This is a genomic window from Pseudomonas sp. Bc-h, assembly GCF_002080045.1.
Taxonomy (GTDB): domain Bacteria; phylum Pseudomonadota; class Gammaproteobacteria; order Pseudomonadales; family Pseudomonadaceae; genus Aquipseudomonas.
The window spans coordinates 176526-195730 of the sequence record NZ_MUIN01000010.1; the positions used below are offsets into that span (position 1 = coordinate 176526).

At 54.0% G+C, this 19205-nt stretch carries 17 protein-coding genes; 6 read left to right on the forward strand and 11 right to left on the reverse strand.

Going from position 1 to position 19205, the window contains the following annotated elements; genetic code table 11:
• Nucleotides 1-10 precede the first annotated feature (10 nt).
• On the reverse strand, nt 11-340 hold the full coding sequence (locus BWR59_RS19810) for a DUF2790 domain-containing protein (protein WP_081567345.1): 330 nt from the start codon (nt 338-340) through the stop codon (nt 11-13).
• A gap of 231 nt (nt 341-571) precedes the next feature.
• Between BWR59_RS19810 and BWR59_RS19815 the strand changes: the two genes are divergently transcribed.
• Both BWR59_RS19815 and BWR59_RS19820 read left to right on the forward strand, forming a co-directional pair.
• The gene (locus BWR59_RS19815; RefSeq protein ID WP_081567346.1) at nt 572-787 is read left to right on the forward strand and encodes a hypothetical protein; all 216 of its coding nucleotides are present in this window, start codon (nt 572-574) and stop codon (nt 785-787) included.
• Between the two features lie 204 nt (nt 788-991).
• Nucleotides 992-1909, forward strand: a complete 918-nt coding sequence (locus BWR59_RS19820; protein ID WP_081567347.1) for a cation diffusion facilitator family transporter — start codon at nt 992-994, stop codon at nt 1907-1909.
• A gap of 40 nt (nt 1910-1949) precedes the next feature.
• On the opposite strand, the gene BWR59_RS19825 is transcribed toward BWR59_RS19820, so the two are convergent.
• The 3 genes from BWR59_RS19825 to BWR59_RS19835 are packed head-to-tail and all read right to left on the reverse strand — an operon-like array spanning nt 1950 to nt 7661.
• Nucleotides 1950-5093 carry a CusA/CzcA family heavy metal efflux RND transporter gene (locus BWR59_RS19825; protein WP_081567348.1) on the reverse strand — a complete coding sequence of 1048 codons (3144 nt, stop codon included), beginning with the start codon at nt 5091-5093 and terminating at the stop codon, nt 1950-1952.
• 24 nt (nt 5094-5117) lie between these two features.
• Complete coding sequence (locus tag BWR59_RS19830) at nt 5118-6374, reverse strand: efflux RND transporter periplasmic adaptor subunit (RefSeq protein WP_081567349.1); 1257 nt, start codon at nt 6372-6374, stop codon at nt 5118-5120.
• A gap of 60 nt (nt 6375-6434) precedes the next feature.
• Nucleotides 6435-7661 carry a TolC family protein gene (locus tag BWR59_RS19835; protein ID WP_081567350.1) on the reverse strand — a complete coding sequence of 409 codons (1227 nt, stop codon included), beginning with the start codon at nt 7659-7661 and terminating at the stop codon, nt 6435-6437.
• Nucleotides 7662-8167: 506 nt separating this feature from the next.
• On the opposite strand from BWR59_RS19835, the gene BWR59_RS19840 reads away from it, so the two are divergent.
• Nucleotides 8168-8842 carry a heavy metal response regulator transcription factor gene (locus BWR59_RS19840; RefSeq protein WP_081567351.1) on the forward strand — a complete coding sequence of 225 codons (675 nt, stop codon included), beginning with the start codon at nt 8168-8170 and terminating at the stop codon, nt 8840-8842.
• On the forward strand, nt 8839-10230 hold the full coding sequence (locus BWR59_RS19845; protein ID WP_081567352.1) for a heavy metal sensor histidine kinase: 1392 nt from the start codon (nt 8839-8841) through the stop codon (nt 10228-10230). The genes BWR59_RS19840 and BWR59_RS19845 overlap by 4 nt, the downstream gene beginning before the upstream one ends.
• 142 nt (nt 10231-10372) lie before the next feature.
• Here BWR59_RS19845 and BWR59_RS19850 read toward each other — a convergent pair whose 3' ends face one another.
• The gene (locus BWR59_RS19850; RefSeq protein ID WP_081567353.1) at nt 10373-10885 is read right to left on the reverse strand and encodes a helix-turn-helix transcriptional regulator; all 513 of its coding nucleotides are present in this window, start codon (nt 10883-10885) and stop codon (nt 10373-10375) included.
• A 458-nt stretch (nt 10886-11343) separates the two neighbouring features.
• Between BWR59_RS19850 and BWR59_RS19855 the strand changes: the two genes are divergently transcribed.
• On the forward strand, nt 11344-11745 hold the full coding sequence (locus BWR59_RS19855) for a DUF411 domain-containing protein (protein WP_168184513.1): 402 nt from the start codon (nt 11344-11346) through the stop codon (nt 11743-11745).
• A 114-nt stretch (nt 11746-11859) separates the two neighbouring features.
• On the opposite strand, the gene BWR59_RS33135 is transcribed toward BWR59_RS19855, so the two are convergent.
• The 6 genes from BWR59_RS33135 to BWR59_RS19890 all read right to left on the reverse strand — a co-directional run bounded on the left by BWR59_RS33135 (nt 11860) and on the right by BWR59_RS19890 (nt 18525).
• Nucleotides 11860-12249, reverse strand: coding sequence for a zf-TFIIB domain-containing protein (locus BWR59_RS33135; RefSeq protein WP_081567355.1), 390 nt, complete (start codon nt 12247-12249; stop codon nt 11860-11862).
• Between the two features lie 46 nt (nt 12250-12295).
• Complete coding sequence (locus tag BWR59_RS19865) at nt 12296-14785, reverse strand: heavy metal translocating P-type ATPase (protein ID WP_230982057.1); 2490 nt, start codon at nt 14783-14785, stop codon at nt 12296-12298.
• Between the two features lie 528 nt (nt 14786-15313).
• Nucleotides 15314-15445, reverse strand: a complete 132-nt coding sequence (locus BWR59_RS33055; RefSeq protein WP_024073362.1) for a hypothetical protein — start codon at nt 15443-15445, stop codon at nt 15314-15316.
• Nucleotides 15446-16056: 611 nt separating this feature from the next.
• Nucleotides 16057-16269, reverse strand: coding sequence for a hypothetical protein (locus BWR59_RS33140; RefSeq protein ID WP_343286995.1), 213 nt, complete (start codon nt 16267-16269; stop codon nt 16057-16059).
• 198 nt (nt 16270-16467) lie between these two features.
• The gene (locus BWR59_RS19875; RefSeq protein ID WP_230982058.1) at nt 16468-17190 is read right to left on the reverse strand and encodes an HAD family hydrolase; all 723 of its coding nucleotides are present in this window, start codon (nt 17188-17190) and stop codon (nt 16468-16470) included.
• 606 nt (nt 17191-17796) lie between these two features.
• A complete protein-coding gene (locus BWR59_RS19890; RefSeq protein ID WP_081567358.1) occupies nt 17797-18525 on the reverse strand; it encodes a metallophosphoesterase in 729 nt (242 codons plus the stop codon).
• 362 nt (nt 18526-18887) lie between these two features.
• On the opposite strand from BWR59_RS19890, the gene BWR59_RS19895 reads away from it, so the two are divergent.
• Nucleotides 18888-19196, forward strand: coding sequence for a helix-turn-helix domain-containing protein (locus BWR59_RS19895; protein ID WP_143490884.1), 309 nt, complete (start codon nt 18888-18890; stop codon nt 19194-19196).
• Nucleotides 19197-19205 lie beyond the last annotated feature (9 nt).

The following is a 19205-nucleotide window of genomic DNA, read 5'->3' on the forward strand; positions in this document are numbered from 1 at the left end:
AAGCGCGGGATCAATTTTTGCCTCTGCAGCGGCTCATTACCTGGTATTGGACGGTATTCAAGTCGCCCTTGGAGTCTTCGTAGGTCATCAACTGAGGAATAACCTTGCACTCTCTGAGTTCTGGAGAGGTTCTTACAACCTTCGCAATGTCCAGTTTCATCCCGTACTTGTACTCGACAACATTCGGCACAGGTTTACTGTTCTTCTCAGCGTAGTTGACGACGGCAGCCTGATGATCCTTGATGGCATTTTTTACAGCCGAGTCATCATTTGAAAAGGCGTAAGAAGCGACAGGGGCAGCGACAGTCAGGGCAAAGATAAGCGACTTGATGATACGCATGGGTTGGTCTCCATTTAGTGATGACTCAAGGTACCAAGTCACCACTAACTGGAACGTTGCGCAAAAATTACCATTTCGCAATCTTGGCAACTTACTGAAGAAACCCTCATTACAGTATTGTAATTATTCGCTCACCTTCCTGTTAGGGTCGCGCAAGTACTATTGATACCAACTCCTGATGAGCCAACGCTTGGTGATCAGGTACTGCCACTTCATCAGACGGTATCAACTATGAATCTGCTCAAATCGATGGTTCTGACGGTCGCTGCTCTTTCTTCCACTGCAGTGTTTGCCCAGGATGGCAGCGAGCTGGCCAGCCAGGCTGCTCAAAAAATGAAAATCGCTCAGGAAGTGCGCTTCCAAAATCAGAGCGATGCCAAAGCTACTGAATACGTAAAGTCCGACGACAAAGCGCGTGCCGATCAAACGAAAAAAACCGACGGCTGATTTCCAGTTTCCCGTATCGCTCCCAATTCACCTTTAGAAGCTCCCGAGCTCCTTTGGTTAAGGTGAACCTTTAAGCGCCTCCGCAGGGCGCTTTTTTTTGCTTCAAATTTCGCCCCAAGCCAAGAACGGTCATGCTGCAACGCCAGTCTGATTTTCAACGTTCTACGCTTCCTCTATCCATCCCCCCAGATTAAGGATTTGTCGATGAGCTCAGGTCACAGCCACGGCCAAGTGCGAGCAGGTCACGAGAAAAAACTGCTGATCGCACTTCTTCTAACCACAACATTCATGATTGCTGAAGTCATTGGCGCATGGGTTACCGGCAGCTTGGCGCTGCTATCGGACGCCGCCCACATGTTCACTGACTCGGCGGCGCTTGCCATTTCCCTGCTGGCGTTTCAGATCGCCAAACGTCCGGCAGACAGAAGTCGGACTTTCGGCTATGCGCGTTTTGAAATACTCGCCTCCGCCTTCAACGCGATCCTTCTCTTTTTCGTCGCCATTTACATCCTCTACGAGGCCTACCAAAGACTCGTTGAACCTGCTCCCATCCAGTCCATCGGCATGCTGGTCATCGCCATTCTGGGCTTGATAGTGAACCTCATCTCCATGCGACTGTTAGGCGCGGCAAGCGGCGAAAGCCTAAATGTGAAAGGCGCTTACCTAGAGGTATGGAGCGATATGCTGGGGTCGGTCGGCGTCATCGTGGCCGCAGTAGTGATCTGGCTTACCGGCTGGGGTTGGGTGGACTCAATCGTAGCTGCCGGCATTGGTCTCTGGGTTCTTCCAAGAACCTGGGTGTTGCTGCGCGAAAGCATGAACGTGTTACTGGAAGGGGTACCGAGCGGTATTGAGGTGCAGAAAGTCGAACAGACCATCTTGAGCGTGCCAGGGGTTGTTGCTATTCACGACCTGCACGTTTGGTCGGTCACCAGTGGAAAGAATGTGTTGAGCGTTCATATTGTGATTCCCGCAAGTGCATCCAACGGTCAACAGATCCTTACTGAGGTGACGGAGTCCGTGAGCAAAGCCTTTGATATCGGCCACTGCACCATCCAGCTGGAGCATGAAGGGTTTCACAGCGACGAACACGACAACCCTGATCACGAACATCATCAGTGATACGACTTGCGGCAGTAGCCTGCCGCAAGCCACTCAGCGGTTACTCCTCTTCCTCCTCCTTGCGATGAGCCCACTGATACAGCGCTGGCAGTACCAAGAGTGTCAGCGCAGTGGAGGAGAGAATTCCTCCGATCACAACCGTTGCCAGCGGGCGCTGTACCTCAGCGCCTGTACCCGTTGCCAAGGCCATCGGGATGAAGCCCAAGGACGCAACGAGCGCAGTCATCAAGACAGGACGCAATCGAGTAAGCGCACCCTCATTGACCGCATCCCGCAGCGACCGACCTTCCTCCCGCAGGCCGCGAATGAAGGCGATCATCACCAAGCCGTTCAGGACGGCCACCCCAGATAGCGCAATGAAGCCAACGCCTGCTGAGATGGACAGCGGAATGTCCCGCAGCCACAGCGCGAGCACCCCACCGGTGAGCGCAAACGGGATACCGGTGAATACCAACATGCCGTCTTTCAAGTTGTTGAACATCATGAACAACAGCGCCATGACCATCAGCAGCGCGACCGGCACTACGATCTGGAGCCGCTTGGCGGCAGACTGCAGTTGCTCAAATTGGCCGCCCCAATCAGTCCAGTAACCAGCAGGAATCTTGACTCCGCTTTCTATGCTCGTCCCTGCCTCTTGAACGAACGAACCCAGGTCACGACCACGAACGTTGGCACTGACGATCACAACACGCTTGCCGTTCTCCCGACTGATCTGGTTCGGGCCCAGCACCAAGTCGAGGCTGGCAACCTGTGACAGCGGAATGAAGTTGATCTGCTGGTCGCTGCTACCAGCTGTAGCCGGGATAGGAATCAACAGAGTCGAAAGCCCCGCCACATCGGTTCGCAGTTTGTCTGACAGACGTACCACCATATCGAATCGACGATCTCCCTCATACAATGTGCCGGCCTGACGACCACCAACTGCTGTGGCAATTGAGTCCTGGACATCGCCAATGTTGAGTCCGTAACGAGCAGCCTTATCCCGATCAATGTTGATGGTCAGAACCGGCAAGCCTGTGGTCTGTTCAACCTTCACTTCAGACGCCCCTGACACCTTCTGCAAGGTAGCGGCAATCTGCGTGGCGGTCTGATTTAGCACGGTCATGTCATCGCCCAACACTTTCACAGCGACGTCACTTCGCACGCCCGAGACCAGTTCGTTGAACCGCAACTGAATGGGCTGGGAAAGCTCGTAGTTGCTACCCGGAACATTTGCTGCTGCGGCCTGGAGCTCGGCAATGAGTGTTTCGCGAGATTTGCCTGGGTCTGGCCATTGGCTTTGTGGCTTCAGCATCACGTAACTGTCCGAGATGTTCGGCGGCATGGGGTCAGCGGCGATCTCTGCCGTCCCCGTACGTGCAAACATCCGCTCCACTTCAGGTACTTTCTCGACGATGACTTTCTCAAGACGTTTCTGTATATCCACGGACTGAGAAAGGCTGGTACCGGGGACTCGTAACGCCTGGAGAGCAAAATCGCCCTCGCTCAAGCTTGGAACAAACTCGCTGCCCATGCGACTGGCCATAACGCCAGACAGGATGATCAACACAAACGCCATGAAAAATGCGATCAGTCGATTCTTCAGCACCCACGAGAGAATTGGCGCATAGCCAACACGTGCTGTGCGCATCACGACGCCTTCTTCTTCCTTGACCTTGCCGGTCACAAACATCGCGATTGCAGCAGGTACGAAGGTTACAGAGAGAATCATGGCACCCAAAAGTGCGATCACTACGGTGAAGGCCATAGGGTGGAACATTTTGCCTTCCACACCGGTGAGGGCGAAGATAGGCAGGTATACGACCATGATGATCAACTGACCAAAAATCAGTGGCCGACGGGCCTCTTTTGCGGCAGCAAACACTTCATGGAATCGCTCTGTCCGCGTCAACATCCTTCCATGTTTGTGCTGCGCATGGGCGAGTCTTCGAATCGCATTTTCGACAATCACTACAGCGCCATCGACGATGATGCCGAAGTCGAGCGCACCGAGACTCATCAAGTTCGCACTGACTTTGTTGGTGAACATCCCGGTAAAGGTGAACAACATAGCGAGCGGGATCACCATCGCCGTGATCAGGGCAGCACGGATGTTGCCGAGGAAAAGGAACAGGATCGCGATAACCAGAATGGCACCTTCGACCAGGTTCTTCTTGACCGTTGCAATGGCTTTCTCAACCAGGTTGGTACGGTCATACACGGTGACGGCGTGAACACCCTCAGGCAGGGAACGGTTGATGTCGGCCAGCTTTGCAGCCACGGCTTGCGAAACAGTCCGGCTGTTCTCGCCAATGAGCATGAAGACTGTGCCCAGAACAACTTCACGACCATTCTCGGTCGCAGCACCTGAACGCAACTCTTGCCCGATGTCGACATCCGCAACGCTGCTGACACGGATTGGGGTGCCCTGAACATTCGCGATCACGATGTTCGCGATGTCTTTGATGGTACCCAATTGTCCTGGGGCACGAATGAGCAGTTGTTCGCCACCGCGCTCGATATAGCCGGCTCCCACGTTGGCATTGTTACGCTCCAGCGCGGCAACGAGGTCGTTCAAGGTCAACTTGTACGCTGCAAGCTTCTTGGGATCTGGCGCAATCAAATACTGCTTGGCAAAACCGCCAATCGTATTGATTTCAGCCACACCTGGGACGTTACGTAGCTGCGGCTTGATGATCCAGTCTTGGATGACTCGAAGGTCGGTAGGGGTGTAGGGGGTACCGTCTTCTTTGCGCGCGCCATCTTCAGCCTCAACCGTCCACAAAAAGATCTCGCCCAGTCCAGTGGAGATCGGGCCCATCAAGGCCTCGACACCCTCCGGTAACTGCTCCTTGGCGGTCTGCAGGCGCTCACCTACCAACTGACGAGCGAAAAAAAGATCTGTGCCGTCTTCAAAAATAACGGTGACCTGAGACAAGCCAGAACGCGAAAGCGACCGGGTTTGCTTCAAGCCTGGCAGCCCGGCCATGCTTGTTTCAATAGAGAACGTAACCCTCTGCTCGGTCTCCAAGGGCGAAAAGCCCGGCGCCGATGTGTTGATCTGAACCTGAACGTTGGTGATGTCAGGCACGGCGTCGATGGGTAATTTCTGATAGCTGGCTATACCAAGCCCCGCCATCAACAAAACAGCGAGCATCACAACGATGCGCTGTTCAATTGCGAATTGAATCAACCGTTCAAACATAGAGTTTTACTCTTACGACGCGGATCAATGGGCGTGCTCAGCAGAGCTCTTACCCAGCTCGGACTTGAGAATGAAACTGCCTGCGGTTGCTACCTGCATGCCGGCGTCGAGACCCTTAAGGATCTCCACGTAGCCACCTTCCTGCCGGCCAACAGTTACAGCCTGCACCTGGAAGCCTTCCGCGTTGCGGACAAACACTGAAGGCTTGTCTTCAACGGTTTGAATGGATGACTCAGGCAGGGTCACCTTGGCCGCCCCTTTCTCGGCGGTCACTTCTATGGAAACGAACAGGCCAGGACGCCAAGCACCGCTTGGGTTCGGCAGTACCACCCGAACAGATGCAGCACGGGTCTGCTCTCCCAGCAGGCTGCCGACATAACTGACACGGCCATCGACTTGAGCCCCCAGGTCTGGCGCGCTGACTTTGACTGGCCGACCTACTGCCACCTGCTTCAAATCTTTAGGGCTTGCGCCAAAGGTTGCCCAAACGCGGGTCAGATCGGACAAAGTGAAGGCGGCTGTAGACTCATTCACGACCTCTCCAATACCGAGGTGCTTCTCGACAACGACAGAGTCAAACGGAGCAATGAGTTCATAGCGATTGCCGGCGGCGACCTTGATGTTGGCCCCTATGGCATTCAGTTTCTGGCGGGCATTCGCAAGGCTAATGTCGGCCTCTTGGTACGCTTGCCTGGCCAGAAGATAGTCCTGCTCAGCAGAGATCTTATCTTCCCAGAGTTTCTTCTCCCGCTGCATGGTCAGCCGTGCGAGCTCAGTTCTGCGACGGGCCGCATCGAGGTCACTACGCAGATCCGTGATCTGCTGGCTCGCGATCACAGCCAGTACCTGGCCTTTTTTTACAGAGTCGCCCAACTCGACTTTCACTTCATCAACGATCCCGTTTACACGGGGGACAACGTGAGTTGTACGGTCTTCGTCAAATCTGATCTCCCCGGAGAAAGTGACTGAGGTGCTCATCAGTCGAGGCGCAGCGGCTGCAACCTCAATTCCGGCGGCGTCAATTTGGGCTTTCGTCAGTTCAAGCTGCCCCTCCTCGTCATGGGCCTCTTCTTTGCCCTCACCCGAGGCTCCTTTTTTGCCGGACTCTTCGCCGTCATGGTCTTTTCCTTCGGCATGGTTATGCCCAGATTCACCTTCCTGCTTTTTCTGTGGCGGTGACTCAGCGGCAAATGGAAGTCCGGTGTTCGTTACCGTGAAACTCCCCAGGCCAATAATGGCTACCACTGCCAGAGCAATGGTGAAGCTCCGTTTTCTGTTCATGAGTGCTCCTGGCAATCACGTGATTTCACAAACGTGATGCATTCGATAGATGCGTAAAAATTAAGGGCGGGCGGAGAACCGACTGAGGTCACCGTAACTGCGCTCGACAGTCACTCGTGCGTCAGTCGCGATGGCCAACGATTCGAGAAACTGACTACGTGCGGAGATAAGAGTGCGCTGGGCATCGAGGACTTCGAGAAAGCCGAACTTCCCCATTTCAAAGCCCCTTGTGGCAGCGTCAACAGCGCTTCTTGCCGATGGCAAAATGACCTCGTTGAACGCTTCAATGTCTCGCGATGCGGTCGCCCACTGATCAAGAGCGGTCTGGGTTTGGGTACGCAGCCTCAACTCGGTGGCATTGCGCAAGTCACGTGCCTGATCTGCTCGGCGAGATGCAGATAACACGTTGCCCTGATTTCTGTTGAACAGGGGAAGCGGCATGGAAAATCCGACCACGTTGACTCGCTGGCGGTCTTCACGACTGTACTGGCTGCCCACACTGACAGTGAGATCAGGAATGCGCTGTGCACGCTCCGATCCCAGAGCGGCATCCCGCTGCTCGATTTGAGCTTGCGCCAGGCGCAGGTCAGCGGACTCGTTTATTGCGCCCATCACCTGAGAAGCCAAAGGGGACTTTCCAGGAGAAAGGTCGGAGTATTCGAGGCTATCGAATGAGCCATTCAAGGAACCGGTTGCGCGAGCCAAATCACGATATGAGCTGGCTTTCAACGTTTCAGCACGCCGAACAAGCAACTCGGTCTCAGACAACTGCACCTTGGCCCGTGTCTCTTCAACGGGTGATGACTTGCCTGCGCGAACGCGTCCTTGTGCAACCTCAAGGCCTCGCTCAGCCAGGGACTGGGATTGCTTCGCGAGCTCCAACCCTGTTTGTGCACGTATCGCCGCGTAGAAGACTTGCGTCACTTCAGCGCGCAGTTCATTTCCCCGACGCTCAAGCTCAATGCGCGCAGCGTCTTGCCCACGGCTTGCGACATCGATACGGGCGCCTCTTTTCCCGCCCAACTCCAACTCTTGGCTCAACATCACTGTCGTGGTGCTGGTGTTGCGACGAGTGTCTTCCCTCTCCCAAGAGACAACCGGGTTCGGGATCAGACCCGCTTGGACTCGATCACCTTCAGCGATTCCAATTTCCCGTCGTGCAGCGGCAAGATCAGGATTCATGGCGAACGCAGAGTCAATCGCCTGCGATAGGCTCAAGCTCTGGCCAGCAAAGGCCACAGGGGCACTGAGCGGCATCATTAGGACGCAAAAAACCCCGATGCGCATTGACACTCTGGAAAAACTTCTAAATCCGAGCACGATGAAAGTTCTCCAATTGCATAACTCACCATATAAAAGATGGACAGACATAGCTCCGCCGACGAGTCGGAGTTTGATGAGAGAACTTTATGCAAACGCAGTTATCAGAGAGATTGCTGAAAAATTACAATTACGTAATCTGGAAAATTACTAATTTTCTTGAATTACAATTAGCTCCGAACTTAGAAAAAGCCTATCTCTGAAATGAATTGCAATACCTGAAGCCTTGCACTCACAACCCATTTTTGTACGTCAAAAATTCTTCGCCGCAGTGATGCGACATATTGTCGCCCCGCAGGGACAATCGGGGTATTTCGGCAGTTAGCGCTTGACCCTGTAGTCACTACAGGGATGAGAATCGGCTTGATATCCAAGGGGTTGTGAAAATTTCGTTGAGAAAAAGCCGTGAAAAAATGGTTACCCAGTCAACGAATTCGATCAGCCACCAACCCATCAAAAAAGGAAATTCTGCCATGCGAATCCTTGTTGTCGAGGACGAGCCTAAAACTGCCGAGTATATGCACCAAGGCCTCACAGAAAGTGGTTACGTTGTTGATGTAGCCAATACGGGTCTTGATGGTCTTTATCTGGCCAAGCACCAAGGCTATGACATTGTAATTCTTGACGTTAACTTGCCTGAAATGGAAGGCTGGGAAGTGCTTTCCAAATTACGGGAGATTAGTAACACTCGCGTTATGATGGTTACTGCCCGTGGGCGCCTTGATGAAAAAGTACGTGGACTTGAAATGGGCGCTGATGACTACTTGGTCAAACCTTTCGAGTTTCCCGAACTCTTGGCCAGGGTTCGCACGCTCATGCGCAGAACCGAGCAGGCTGGCTTGCCTGAGGTACTCAGGGTTGGAGACCTGGAGCTTGACCAAGGTCGGCACCGAGCATTCCGTGGCACTCAGCGCATCGATCTCACCACTAAAGAGTTTGCGCTCTTGCACCTCTTGATGCGCCACAGCGGTGAGGTCATGTCGCGCACCCAGATCATCTCCCTGGTTTGGGACATGAATTTTGACTGCGACACCAACGTGGTCGAAGTATCCATCAGGCGTTTGAGAGCCAAGATCGATGACCCCTTTGACCAAAAGCTGATTCATACCCTCCGGGGCGTTGGGTACGTATTGGAAGTTCGCGAATGAGGTCAGCGCGGCTGTCCGTGAAGCTTGGTATCACCGTCACTGCAATGAGTGCTGTTCTGGTTCTGGTAATGGCGACGTTCGCTTTAGCATCAATTTGGCGCCAGCTCGATATCCAGGCAAAGGATGGACTCAAGGAGAAGTTGTCGCAGGTTGAGCACAGTCTCGCGGAGGGCTCGTCCTCGGTTGCCGATATCGTCCTACACCCTCATAACCTGCGGGATCAGATCGTCGGTCACGATAACCTTACGCTCACGATCATGGACTCAAGTATTCCTCGAATACTCCTACTGAACCTAGGAGAAGGAGAAGGCGCAGAACTACCTGTGCCAAAAATCAACACGAGCGCTTTGGAATTCAAAGAGGTTGACGCGGCAGAGGGCTTTGAGACGCTCATGGCCTACAAGCTCATCCGACTCAAGAGTGATCAGCAAATTCTGGTGATGCTCACTCTCGATAGGAAAAGCGATTACACATTACTGACGGCCTATGTGAAATCGACTCTGATTGCCCTACCTCTGATCTTACTGATCGTAGGTGGTTGCGCATGGTGGGTAGTGCACCGTGGACTGAAACCCTTGCGGGCGTTCCGCCGGGTTGCAGAGAGCATTTCTGCCAGAGACCTGTCGCATCGGATGAAAGTCCAAGGGCTACCTGAGGAACTGAGCGACCTCGCTCATGCCGTGAATTTCATGCTCCATCGGCTGGACAGCGACGTGCAACAACTGGCGCAGTTTTCAGACGACCTAGCGCACGAGCTGCGCTCGCCTATGAACAATTTGATGGGAACGGCGCAGGTCACGCTATCGAGAGAAAGGCCACCTCAAGAATACAAGCAGGTGCTGGAATCCTGTACTGAAGAACTCGAGCGCCTGTCACGGATGGTGTCCCAGATGCTTTTTCTGGCAAGTGTGAGCCAGCCTTCAGCGCCACTGACATTCAGTAGCGTCGATCTCCAAGAGGAGGCCACTAAGGTCTCGGAGTTGTTCGCGATTTCCGCTGAAGAGAAGAAAATGTCTGTGGAGGTGTCTGGTGAAGGCACAGTGTTGGGAGACAAGTTGATGATCCAGCGCGCGATCTCAAATCTGCTGTCCAACGCGATTAGGCATGGTTCACCTGGCAGCACAGTCACGCTTGGCCTCTCCACGTTTGCTGACGAAATGCTGCTCTCCGTCAGTAACGCTGGTGAAGGCATCGAGGCAGAACATTTGCCCCGCCTGTTCGACCGGTTTTACCGAGTTCACCCGAGCCGGTCTCGCCAGCAAGGAGGGACTGGCCTTGGGTTGGCTATCGTACGCTCCATCATGAGCCTACACGAAGGGCGGGTTACCGTGAGAAGTGAGCTTGGTCGCATCACTACCTTCAGCCTGATCTTCCCAAAGGCTGTGTGAAATTGCCTGCAGCTAGATCGACTTCGGTTTGAAATCCCAATACTCGGTGCAAGTGCATCGGGTTTCTCATTTGCATAGCATCGCTCAGAGCGCTTGTCGGCCTGCTGCCTTACCAGCAGTAAACCGACAGGCCTTCTCAGAGTCAAAAACCCAAGCTCGGAGGCTCTTGAGCCGACAATTGGATGTCACGGAACGTCGGGTTGGTTGCGAAGAGGAATGGAGCAGACACAAGAATTGTTCCGTCGGCATTCCACTGAGGGCCGTTGAGAACCGGCAATTGATTCCAACGGTTGGCGACCGAATTCCGGCAGCCTGGCGAGCCCCAATATTGCTGAGCGAACTCCAGAAGATCGTCTTCATTACTCGGCAGTTCGGAAGAGATGACCGACCAGTTGAGCTGCCCTAGGTAGCTGGCATAGCGTTCAGCAGTCGCCATTACAGCCGACGGCCACACCTGAAAACCTCTGCACACTCTGATGAATATCTCGAACTGCATCGGGGCTTTCCCCGACTCGATTTTTGTCCACGCACTCGGAGTCTTGGCGATCCACTCAGCTACCTGAGCCTGATGGAGGCCTCTCTCGGTGCGGAGTTCCCTAAGGATGACGGTACAAATGGTTGTTACGGTGGTGACTTTCTCTGATGTGGCTGACATGGCTACGACTCAAGATGGCTAACAGGTAGCTGAAATCATACCCAAACAAAGTCCCTATTGGAACCTACACATTCCCAATAGGAACATTGCATTTCTCTATGAGGTTTTATGGATTCCCAAAAAAACTTCACAAAATTTGCGAAAGTCCTTTTCGGCTCTGTATGTCGCCGATGGGACGCTGAATTTTTTACTGAAACTCGCTTTTATCAGGGCAGATGAAGACGGTAATGCCAAAAGCCACTGACAGCCCTCCTGCGATCACGGGATAGGCGAGTCATATCCCGCAGCGGCACAGACTGCCCTTCCAAAAAGGATTTTCTCATCCGGTTACACATTCAATTTGCGATACCCATCCGCTTGCGCGGACGCTACAGCGAAGCCTATTCAGAGAGATCCGAATCATGACCTTGCGTACACGAAGAGTCCTGCGTGCCTTGGGCGCAATTGCAGGTATCAGTATGTTCACCTTCGCTCAAGCAGCCACAACGTCAATAGACGTCTATCGAGATCCGAACTGCGGCTGTTGCACCAAGTGGATCAGCTACCTTAAGGACAATGGATATGAGGTAGTGGATCACGTGGAAAACAACATGAGCGCGGTTAAGGAAAAGCTTGGCGTTCCAGCACAACTGGGGTCATGCCATACCGGCGTTGTGAACGGGAAATTTGTAGAGGGACATGTCTCAGTGGAGCAAATCAACGAGCTCAGTAAGAGGTCGGACTTGAAAGGTGTTGCGGCACCTGGCATGCCAGTAGGCTCACCAGGTATGGAGTCCGGGACGCGCAGGAGCGCGTATCAAATTATTGGTGTGACTGACTCTGGGGATCAGACCCTCCTGGCAGACTTCCCAGCTCGATAGGCTCTCAGAGATCCCGTGCCAACCGAAAAGACATCGCCGGCATGGATCGGACGAATCGCCGGAGCCATGTAGGTCTGCCGGCAAGTACTGATAGGTGTCGTCTCAGCGAAGCACCTAGTCGAAGAGCTCTCTTAGAAACGATTTTTTGCGGTAGGGTTGACCTTGGTGCCCGCTCTGATAGGTGTCTCGCCATCCGCCAGAGTGATTCGATTGCACTTCGGAGTGCCCGCCGTGTTTGCTCCCGTGTTTACTGCCATGTTTGTCACCTTGGTGACCGCCAGATGGCTGGGAGTAAACGACCTCTGCTTGAGGCAGCAATTCCTGAGAAGCCTGAGTAAATCCAGCAGGGAGAAAACGTGATTCCTGCTGCTGGCTCCTCTCAATGATTTTGTCGAGTTCACCACGGTCAAGCCAGACGCCCCTGCACTGAGGGCAGTAGTCGATCTCAACGTTCTGGCGCTCGGTCATCACTAGCGAGATGTCTTTGCATACTGGGCACTGCATGGTCTTTTCCTCTGTATTGAAAAAGGCTGATAGCGGATCTGCTGTTTCAGCGACGCAGCAAGCGCAATCCGTTGAACACCACGAGCAAGCTCGCTCCCATGTCGGCAAATACGGCCATCCACAAAGTCGCGAATCCTGAGAACGCGAGCGCCAAGAACACAACCTTGATCCCCAGCGCCAGGCTGATGTTCTGCTTCAAGATGGAGGCAGAACGACGGCTCAAGCTGATGAAGTCTGCGATTTTGCGCGGGTCGTCATCCATGATCGCTACGTCAGCTGTCTCCAGCGCTGTCGCAGTCCCGGCGGCACCCATTGCAAAACCAATGTCTGATTGTGCAAGGGCAGGAGCATCGTTCACTCCATCACCGACCATCCCGACATTTCCATACTGGGTCTTCAACTCAGCCACGGCAGTTTGCTTATCCTCGGGCATGAGATTCCCGCGCGCATCCGCGATGCCTAGCTGGCCGGCAATCGTTTTGGCAGTCGCAGGGTTGTCACCTGTCAGCATGACCGGGGTCACATTCAAAGCTTTCACCGCCGCAATCGCCTGGAGGCTCTCAGGCCGGACGGCGTCCGCGACCGCGAAGATTGCGACGGGGCCAGCGCTGCTGCACAGCACGATCACTGTCTTACCTGCACTTTCAAGCTTCGAAAGTTTGGCTTCCAGTGCTGCTGAACACACACCTAGTTCTTCCACCAAGCGATGATTGCCCAAGTGCCAGACTTCATCGCTAACCTTGCCTTTTACACCCCGCCCATTGAGGACATTGAAGTCACTGACCGACATAGCTTGGACTGCTGGTTGCTGGGATTTCCATCCTGCGACCAATGCCTTGGCCACTGGATGCGTACTCTGCTCATCCAGGCTTGCGGCAATCAGGAGTGCGGTTTCAATCGGCAGTTCACCCAGCGACTCGGAGTCAGTTAGAACTGGTTTCCCTTGAGTCAACGTGCCGGTTTTATCGAGGGCCACCACCTTCAACAACCTGCCACTTTCAAGGTAGGCACCGCCCTTGATGAGGATCCCCTGCTTCGCGGCAGATGCGAGGCCGCTTACCACTGTGACGGGGGTTGAAACCACAAGCGCACAAGGACAGGCAATAACGAGCAAGACCAGCGCCTGGTAGAGCCATTCGCTCCATGTTCCACCGAGCAATACTGGCCCAAGGGTCGCAACGAGCAGAGCCACTACGACAACAACAGGGGTGTAGTAGCGCGCAAATTGGTCGACGAATCTCTGCGTAGGCGCCCGCTGTGACTGAGCATTCTGAATGGCGGCAGCGATGCGAGCCAGCGTACTTTCCCCAGCAACGGCAGTCACGGTGGCCTCAACCACGCCGTCGGTGACGATGCTGCCCGCATAGAGCTGATCACCCACGACCTTATCTACTGGCAAGCTTTCACCGGTGATTGGCGCTTGATCCAGGGCCGCTCGGCCAGAGGTTACCGTCGCATCCAGTGGCACTCTCGACCCAGTACGAATACGGATTTTACTGCCCAGCGCCACACCTTCGACTGGCTGTTCCTTCCAGCCGCTGTCACTCATCACTTCAGCAGTTTCAGGCGCAAGGGCAGTCAGCGACTTAATCGCGTTGCGGGCGCGCTCAAGAGATAAAGCTTCAATGGCTTCGGCAACCGCAAAGAGGAAGACCACCATCGCAGCTTCCGGCCACTTGCCAATTACCACAGCGCCCAAGACAGCCAGCGACATCAAGAAATAGATGTTCAGTGTGAAGTTCTTCACGGCGATCCAACCCTTTTTCAGGGTAGGTAGACCAGCAGTGAGAATAGACAACACAGCCAAGACCACGACCGGCCAAGCCCCTTCCTGTCCGGTCGTCCAGGCGATTACTTCAGCGGCGATGGCAGCTAGGCCACTGACGGCCAGTAACCCTTTCAAACGTTTAGTGAGGGCCGGTGGGACGGCCTTCGAAGCTGCGCCAGCCTCGATGAGGGTCGGCCCCATATCCAGAGCATTCAAGGCGGCAACAATCGTTTCCGGATCACCTAAACGGTGATGCACCGTAAGCTCCCGATCCAACAGGTTGAAATCGAGTCGAGCAACTCCAGGCATTGGCTCCAGGCGGTTACGGATCAGCCGCTCCTCAGTAGGGCAGTCCATCTTGTCGATTCGATATCGAACCTGAGTCGTCCCTTCAGGCCCAGGCGTCGCCGCGCGTGAAGTCGCTGATCCCACAGAATTGGCTTTGCTTGAGCAGCACGCATCCACATGGGCATGAGCCGTCGAGCCATGGTCATGTCCATGATCGTGATCGTGATCGTGATCGTGAGAGCCTGCACCGTGGTCATGATCATGGTGAGCCGACTTGGAGTCGGAAGCCTGAGAGTGATGCGAACCGCATGCATGCGATTCCTTACTGCCCAAGCTTTCGGCGTGATCATGGCCGTGCTCAGCTTGGTGAGCCCGAGATTGAATTTGTTTGGCGAACACCTCCCGAGGGTCAGCAGAGCAGCAATCATCTGACTTCGGGACAAGGTGCAATTTGGTTTTGGACTGGTTTTCCTGACTCATGACGCGTCTACCAATAAGGACATGGCGCCATTCAACAGCCTGTAGTAACTACAGGGTCAAGCGAAGAATTTGAAGTTTTCAGATCGAGGCAAGGACACGGGTCGAGTCGACGTCCCCATGCGTAGGCGATTGATGAATGGATGTAGGAATACATCAGGTGGCCAAAGTAGGCAGCGCCTCAACTGCTCCGTCAGCCCTCACCTTGGGAGTCATGCATATCGAGTAGACCATCAATCTTCTGATGAAGCTTATGGGACAACGTCAGGAGAAAACCGTCAGGACGGTCTTCGACACCCTTAATCTGCGTCGGCTGTAGACCTACCCAGGCACAGACCACGACCACAGCCGACAGGGTCAAAAGCAGAGCTGTACAGCTAGCCACTCGGCGCAGTCTCAGCAGCAAATCCTCCTCGACAATTTTGTTACAAGTCTTTTCAGAATCATGTTTTAGATGCCAAATACGATACCCGACGACGGCGGCGTACCCCTAGAGTAAAAACCCCGCCATGTCCGGCGGGGTCTTATCTATCAATCACCTTTCTTGTGCTTGTGCACGTCCAGGTCGGGATGCTTAGGCTTGTTTTCGGGGGTTACACGGCGACGCTGGTCTGTCTTGCCGGTTGATTCGGCAATTGGCTTGGGCCCAGGTTTGATGGCCATACGACTTGCTCCTTCAGATGATAGGGATATGCCTTTGCAAACGACTGCCGTGTAAGCGTTCGCTCAGTACGGTCACGAGATTGAGGGCACCCAAACACTGTAGCTTGATATTTTTATGCCAGCATTGGAGTACAGCTTTTTTCACCCGTGCCTTTCAGATCCCTACTCAAGCTTTCTGAAGTGTTATGCCGAGAAGAGGGAGTGCGGCCCAATAGCCAAAGCTTCTCCAACTCACGTTAAAGCCAGGGACTGCGCTGACAATCCCTATTCATCGAATGGCAATGCAGAGGTCGGATCACGGCGCACCTCGAAGGTATTGACTGTCATCGCAACAAGCGAGTAGTACCCATACACTCCAATCAGCTCAACCATCCCAGGCTCTCCAAATGGCGCGACGCCCTGATCGTAAAGCACGCCATCAACACGACGGGATTGATAAAGCGACTGACCGATCTCGTATACACACTGCTCATCGGCGCAGGTGAATGCGGGAGTCCGTTGCTGCCTAAGCGCTTCGATCACACTCTTGGAAATGCCTGCACCTCTGGCGATAGGCTCGTGAATTTGCCACTCGGCCTGAGAACGCCACTAAGCAGCAGTCGTCAGGATAGCTAGTTCGGTAAGTCGCTGCTCCAGTGTTGTGCCGTATCGGCAAAACGCTCCCAGACGCTGCGCATGGTCTGCAAGCGCCGGGCTCTGACCCAGGCCAGGAACGGGCCATCCAGATTGCCGCGAGGCCTCTTCTGAATCTCAGCTAGCACGCGCTGCTGACCCTCGCTCATCTGATCAGTTTGCAATGTGGTAAGACGCGATTGAATGTCCATCGTTTCCTCTTTCCAAATTTGAGTCGCTACCTCACACACAGCCCAAGGTGATCCAGTACAGCACTCCGTATCGGACTGCCTTGAAAAAAGGGATCAAGGCCAAGAAGCTCCACAGCGGATCGCATCAGTCTGGCCAGCCGCTCTCTCAAAGTGGTGAGTCTTTTACCCAAGAGGATGAGTGCAAGGCCAGGGGATATGTCACCTACTCCTTAAGATTGCTTGTGCGAATTGGCCAACGCTAGTGAAACCGCTATGGCCGCCGCGCTTGAGCAAAAAACCTTGAATCCCCACGATGCGAGGCCCATCGCGATCGCAACGTGGAGAGTCACCAAGCATTACAACGCGTCCTTGTCCGGCGAAGTCATTGCCAGGCTGGACACCTAACCGCTGGCAAGTCTGCAGGTATATCGATGACTCCGGCTTCATACATCCGAGCTCGTAGCTATACCCATGGACGACGATGCTCGGAAAAAGCTGCCGAATGACTGCACCATATGGACTCGCCAAATTTGAGCAGACCGCAAGCTTGATATCACCAGCGTGCAGCAGCGCTATGCCGTCTTCAGCATCAGCAAAAGGTCGGACGCTGGAAAGCTCCTCCTGCAGGCTGTCCTCAAGCTCCTTGAGCCGGCCAGAGGAGAGCTTGATACCAAAATATGAAGCAGCTTCTGATATTGGAAGTGTTCGCGTCATCAGGATACGAATGTCATCTGCTCGGGGCTTACGCCCCTGCTTGCTACATTCGCGAATGAGTTGCCGGTAGGGATAGGTGGGGCGTGTGATTTCGGCAATCGTGCCGAAGGCATCCAAGATCACTCCGGAAATCTTCATTGATTTTCCTTTAGCTTTTAGCTTTGGTTCTTCCGTGCTGAAGTTGAGAGAAAGGGTCAAAATCTCACGAAAGCAGTCTTCGTATACCAAAAACGAGAGACTCGTCCCGACCTGATAGATCCGGGCTCATGTCAGGATCTATCAGGACATATCGGCTTCCGCTTGCGGTCACGGCAACCAGGTAACCGTACTCGTCATGAAACTCCAGAACGTTTGAGGTTCGGATCAGGCGCCCACTCCGAAATCTATCTTTGGAATCTAAATAGACGCGACCTATTAGGCAAAAGCTCCACACCTGGGGCTGATACAGATACCCCGTGACACCACCAGTGAAAATCAGTTGGCTTGCAGTGATGACCAGGCTTGGGATCTCAATCCTCTGGCTTTCCACAGGAGCCTCCGCCGTATACCGAAACGATGACGTAATGGTCTCGGCCACAGCAGCTTCGTAAGAGCGTAAAGCCTCTGTATTTGCGGACTACTTCTACCGGTGGCGTGATCACTGTCTCACCATCCCGAATCAAGCGGGAGTGATCGAAGTAGATGGAGGCCGCGTACATATCTCCCACCAAGGCAGCGTTGCTGAGGTACCCATCAACAATGACTCCCCAACTGATTTCTTGGGCAGCGATGAGACGAGTCTTCAAGCAATAGTCAGCCTGGGAAAAACTCACCTGTTTCTCCTCAGGCAGCATATTAAATTTCAATGATTTTCCTCGCATCAAACCCAGTGATCTCTTGCGGGTAGCCCTTGGGATTAGAAACAAGCCGGCAGTTGCCCAGGGTCAGATCGATCGCTAAATGAGTGTGGCCAAAAAACCAGAAACCGGCTCTGCCAACCAAGGCCGGCCAATTATTCGTGTAGCTCGCACTGAGATGCCCTTCATTGCTGTCGCCAGCGACTTCGGGTAATGGGCAATGGTGACTTATGACGACTGTCTGTCCCTCGTAAGGGACATCTAGCTGGGAAGAAAGCCACTGCCGAGCAAGATGGTTCCGGGCAACCAAGTCATCGGGACGCAGCTTCCGATAGCGAGCATCGGCCCGGATTACCCTGAAATCATTCATCGAATTTCGAGCTACAAACATCGCTGCACTCAGATCCCCGCTCGCTGTGTAGTCAGTCCAACACGTCGCTCCAAGAAATCTAACACCCTGAAAAACGAAGCTATCTCGGTCGAGCACGTGCACGTGGCTGTCCGCCGCTGCCCGCATTTTTTCGAGGGTGTAATCGATGTGCCCCGAGTAATACTCATGATTTCCAGGCACGTACAGAGTAGGGACATTGAACGCATCGTTGGCCCACTCGATCCCCCTGATTCCTTTGTGAATATCGCCCGCCAAAATGACTACGTCGACGTCTACAGAGGGTGACTGGTACGGCTCAAACTCGATGTGCAGGTCAGACAGAACGAGTGCTTTCATCTCTTCTCACGTCGATTTACCCTTTAATTGATTTTGGAGCATCCTGCGCCAAGCGGAGTGCTCGGGATCGACAGCGGACTGATTCCACTGCCATCTGGCGCACATGCCTCCGAGAATCATAATGCGGTACGCCACATAATTACAATATACGTGGTTTATTTGGCATACATAACTGTGGCTCTATCCTCAATTTTCAGGCGCCTATGTCACTGAAATTTGAGGTCGCTGCAGTACTTCGAGCCTTGCGCCAACTCCAAGGCGGAGGATACGCACGCCTTTCGGATTCGACAGCGCGCCGTACAATCGGGGAGCTGGAACGTGCACAGACGGGTGTGACGCTGGACAAGCTTGCAGAGCTGGCTGTGGCGCTAGAATTCGATTTGGCAGCATTCGTGGTGCTGTGCGTCAGCATGCAGAGAGGCATTTCGCCCGGCGCAGTGATCGAGTCAACCACGACACTGATAGATGGTTTCAGCGCAGCAGGCGGGTTGGAGTTGATGCGCAAAGCGCTGTCGGATGGCGAGATCGTCAAGCGCCCTCGTGGCAAACCTCGCAACGACCTCGTGATAGCCGAAATTCAGCGACTGAAAGCTGAAGGCAAGACTCAGTCCGAGGCTGGCCGGGTGCTGGGCATACCCAGATCGACTGTGCAGAAGCATTGGCAAAGCTGAGCTGCAGAA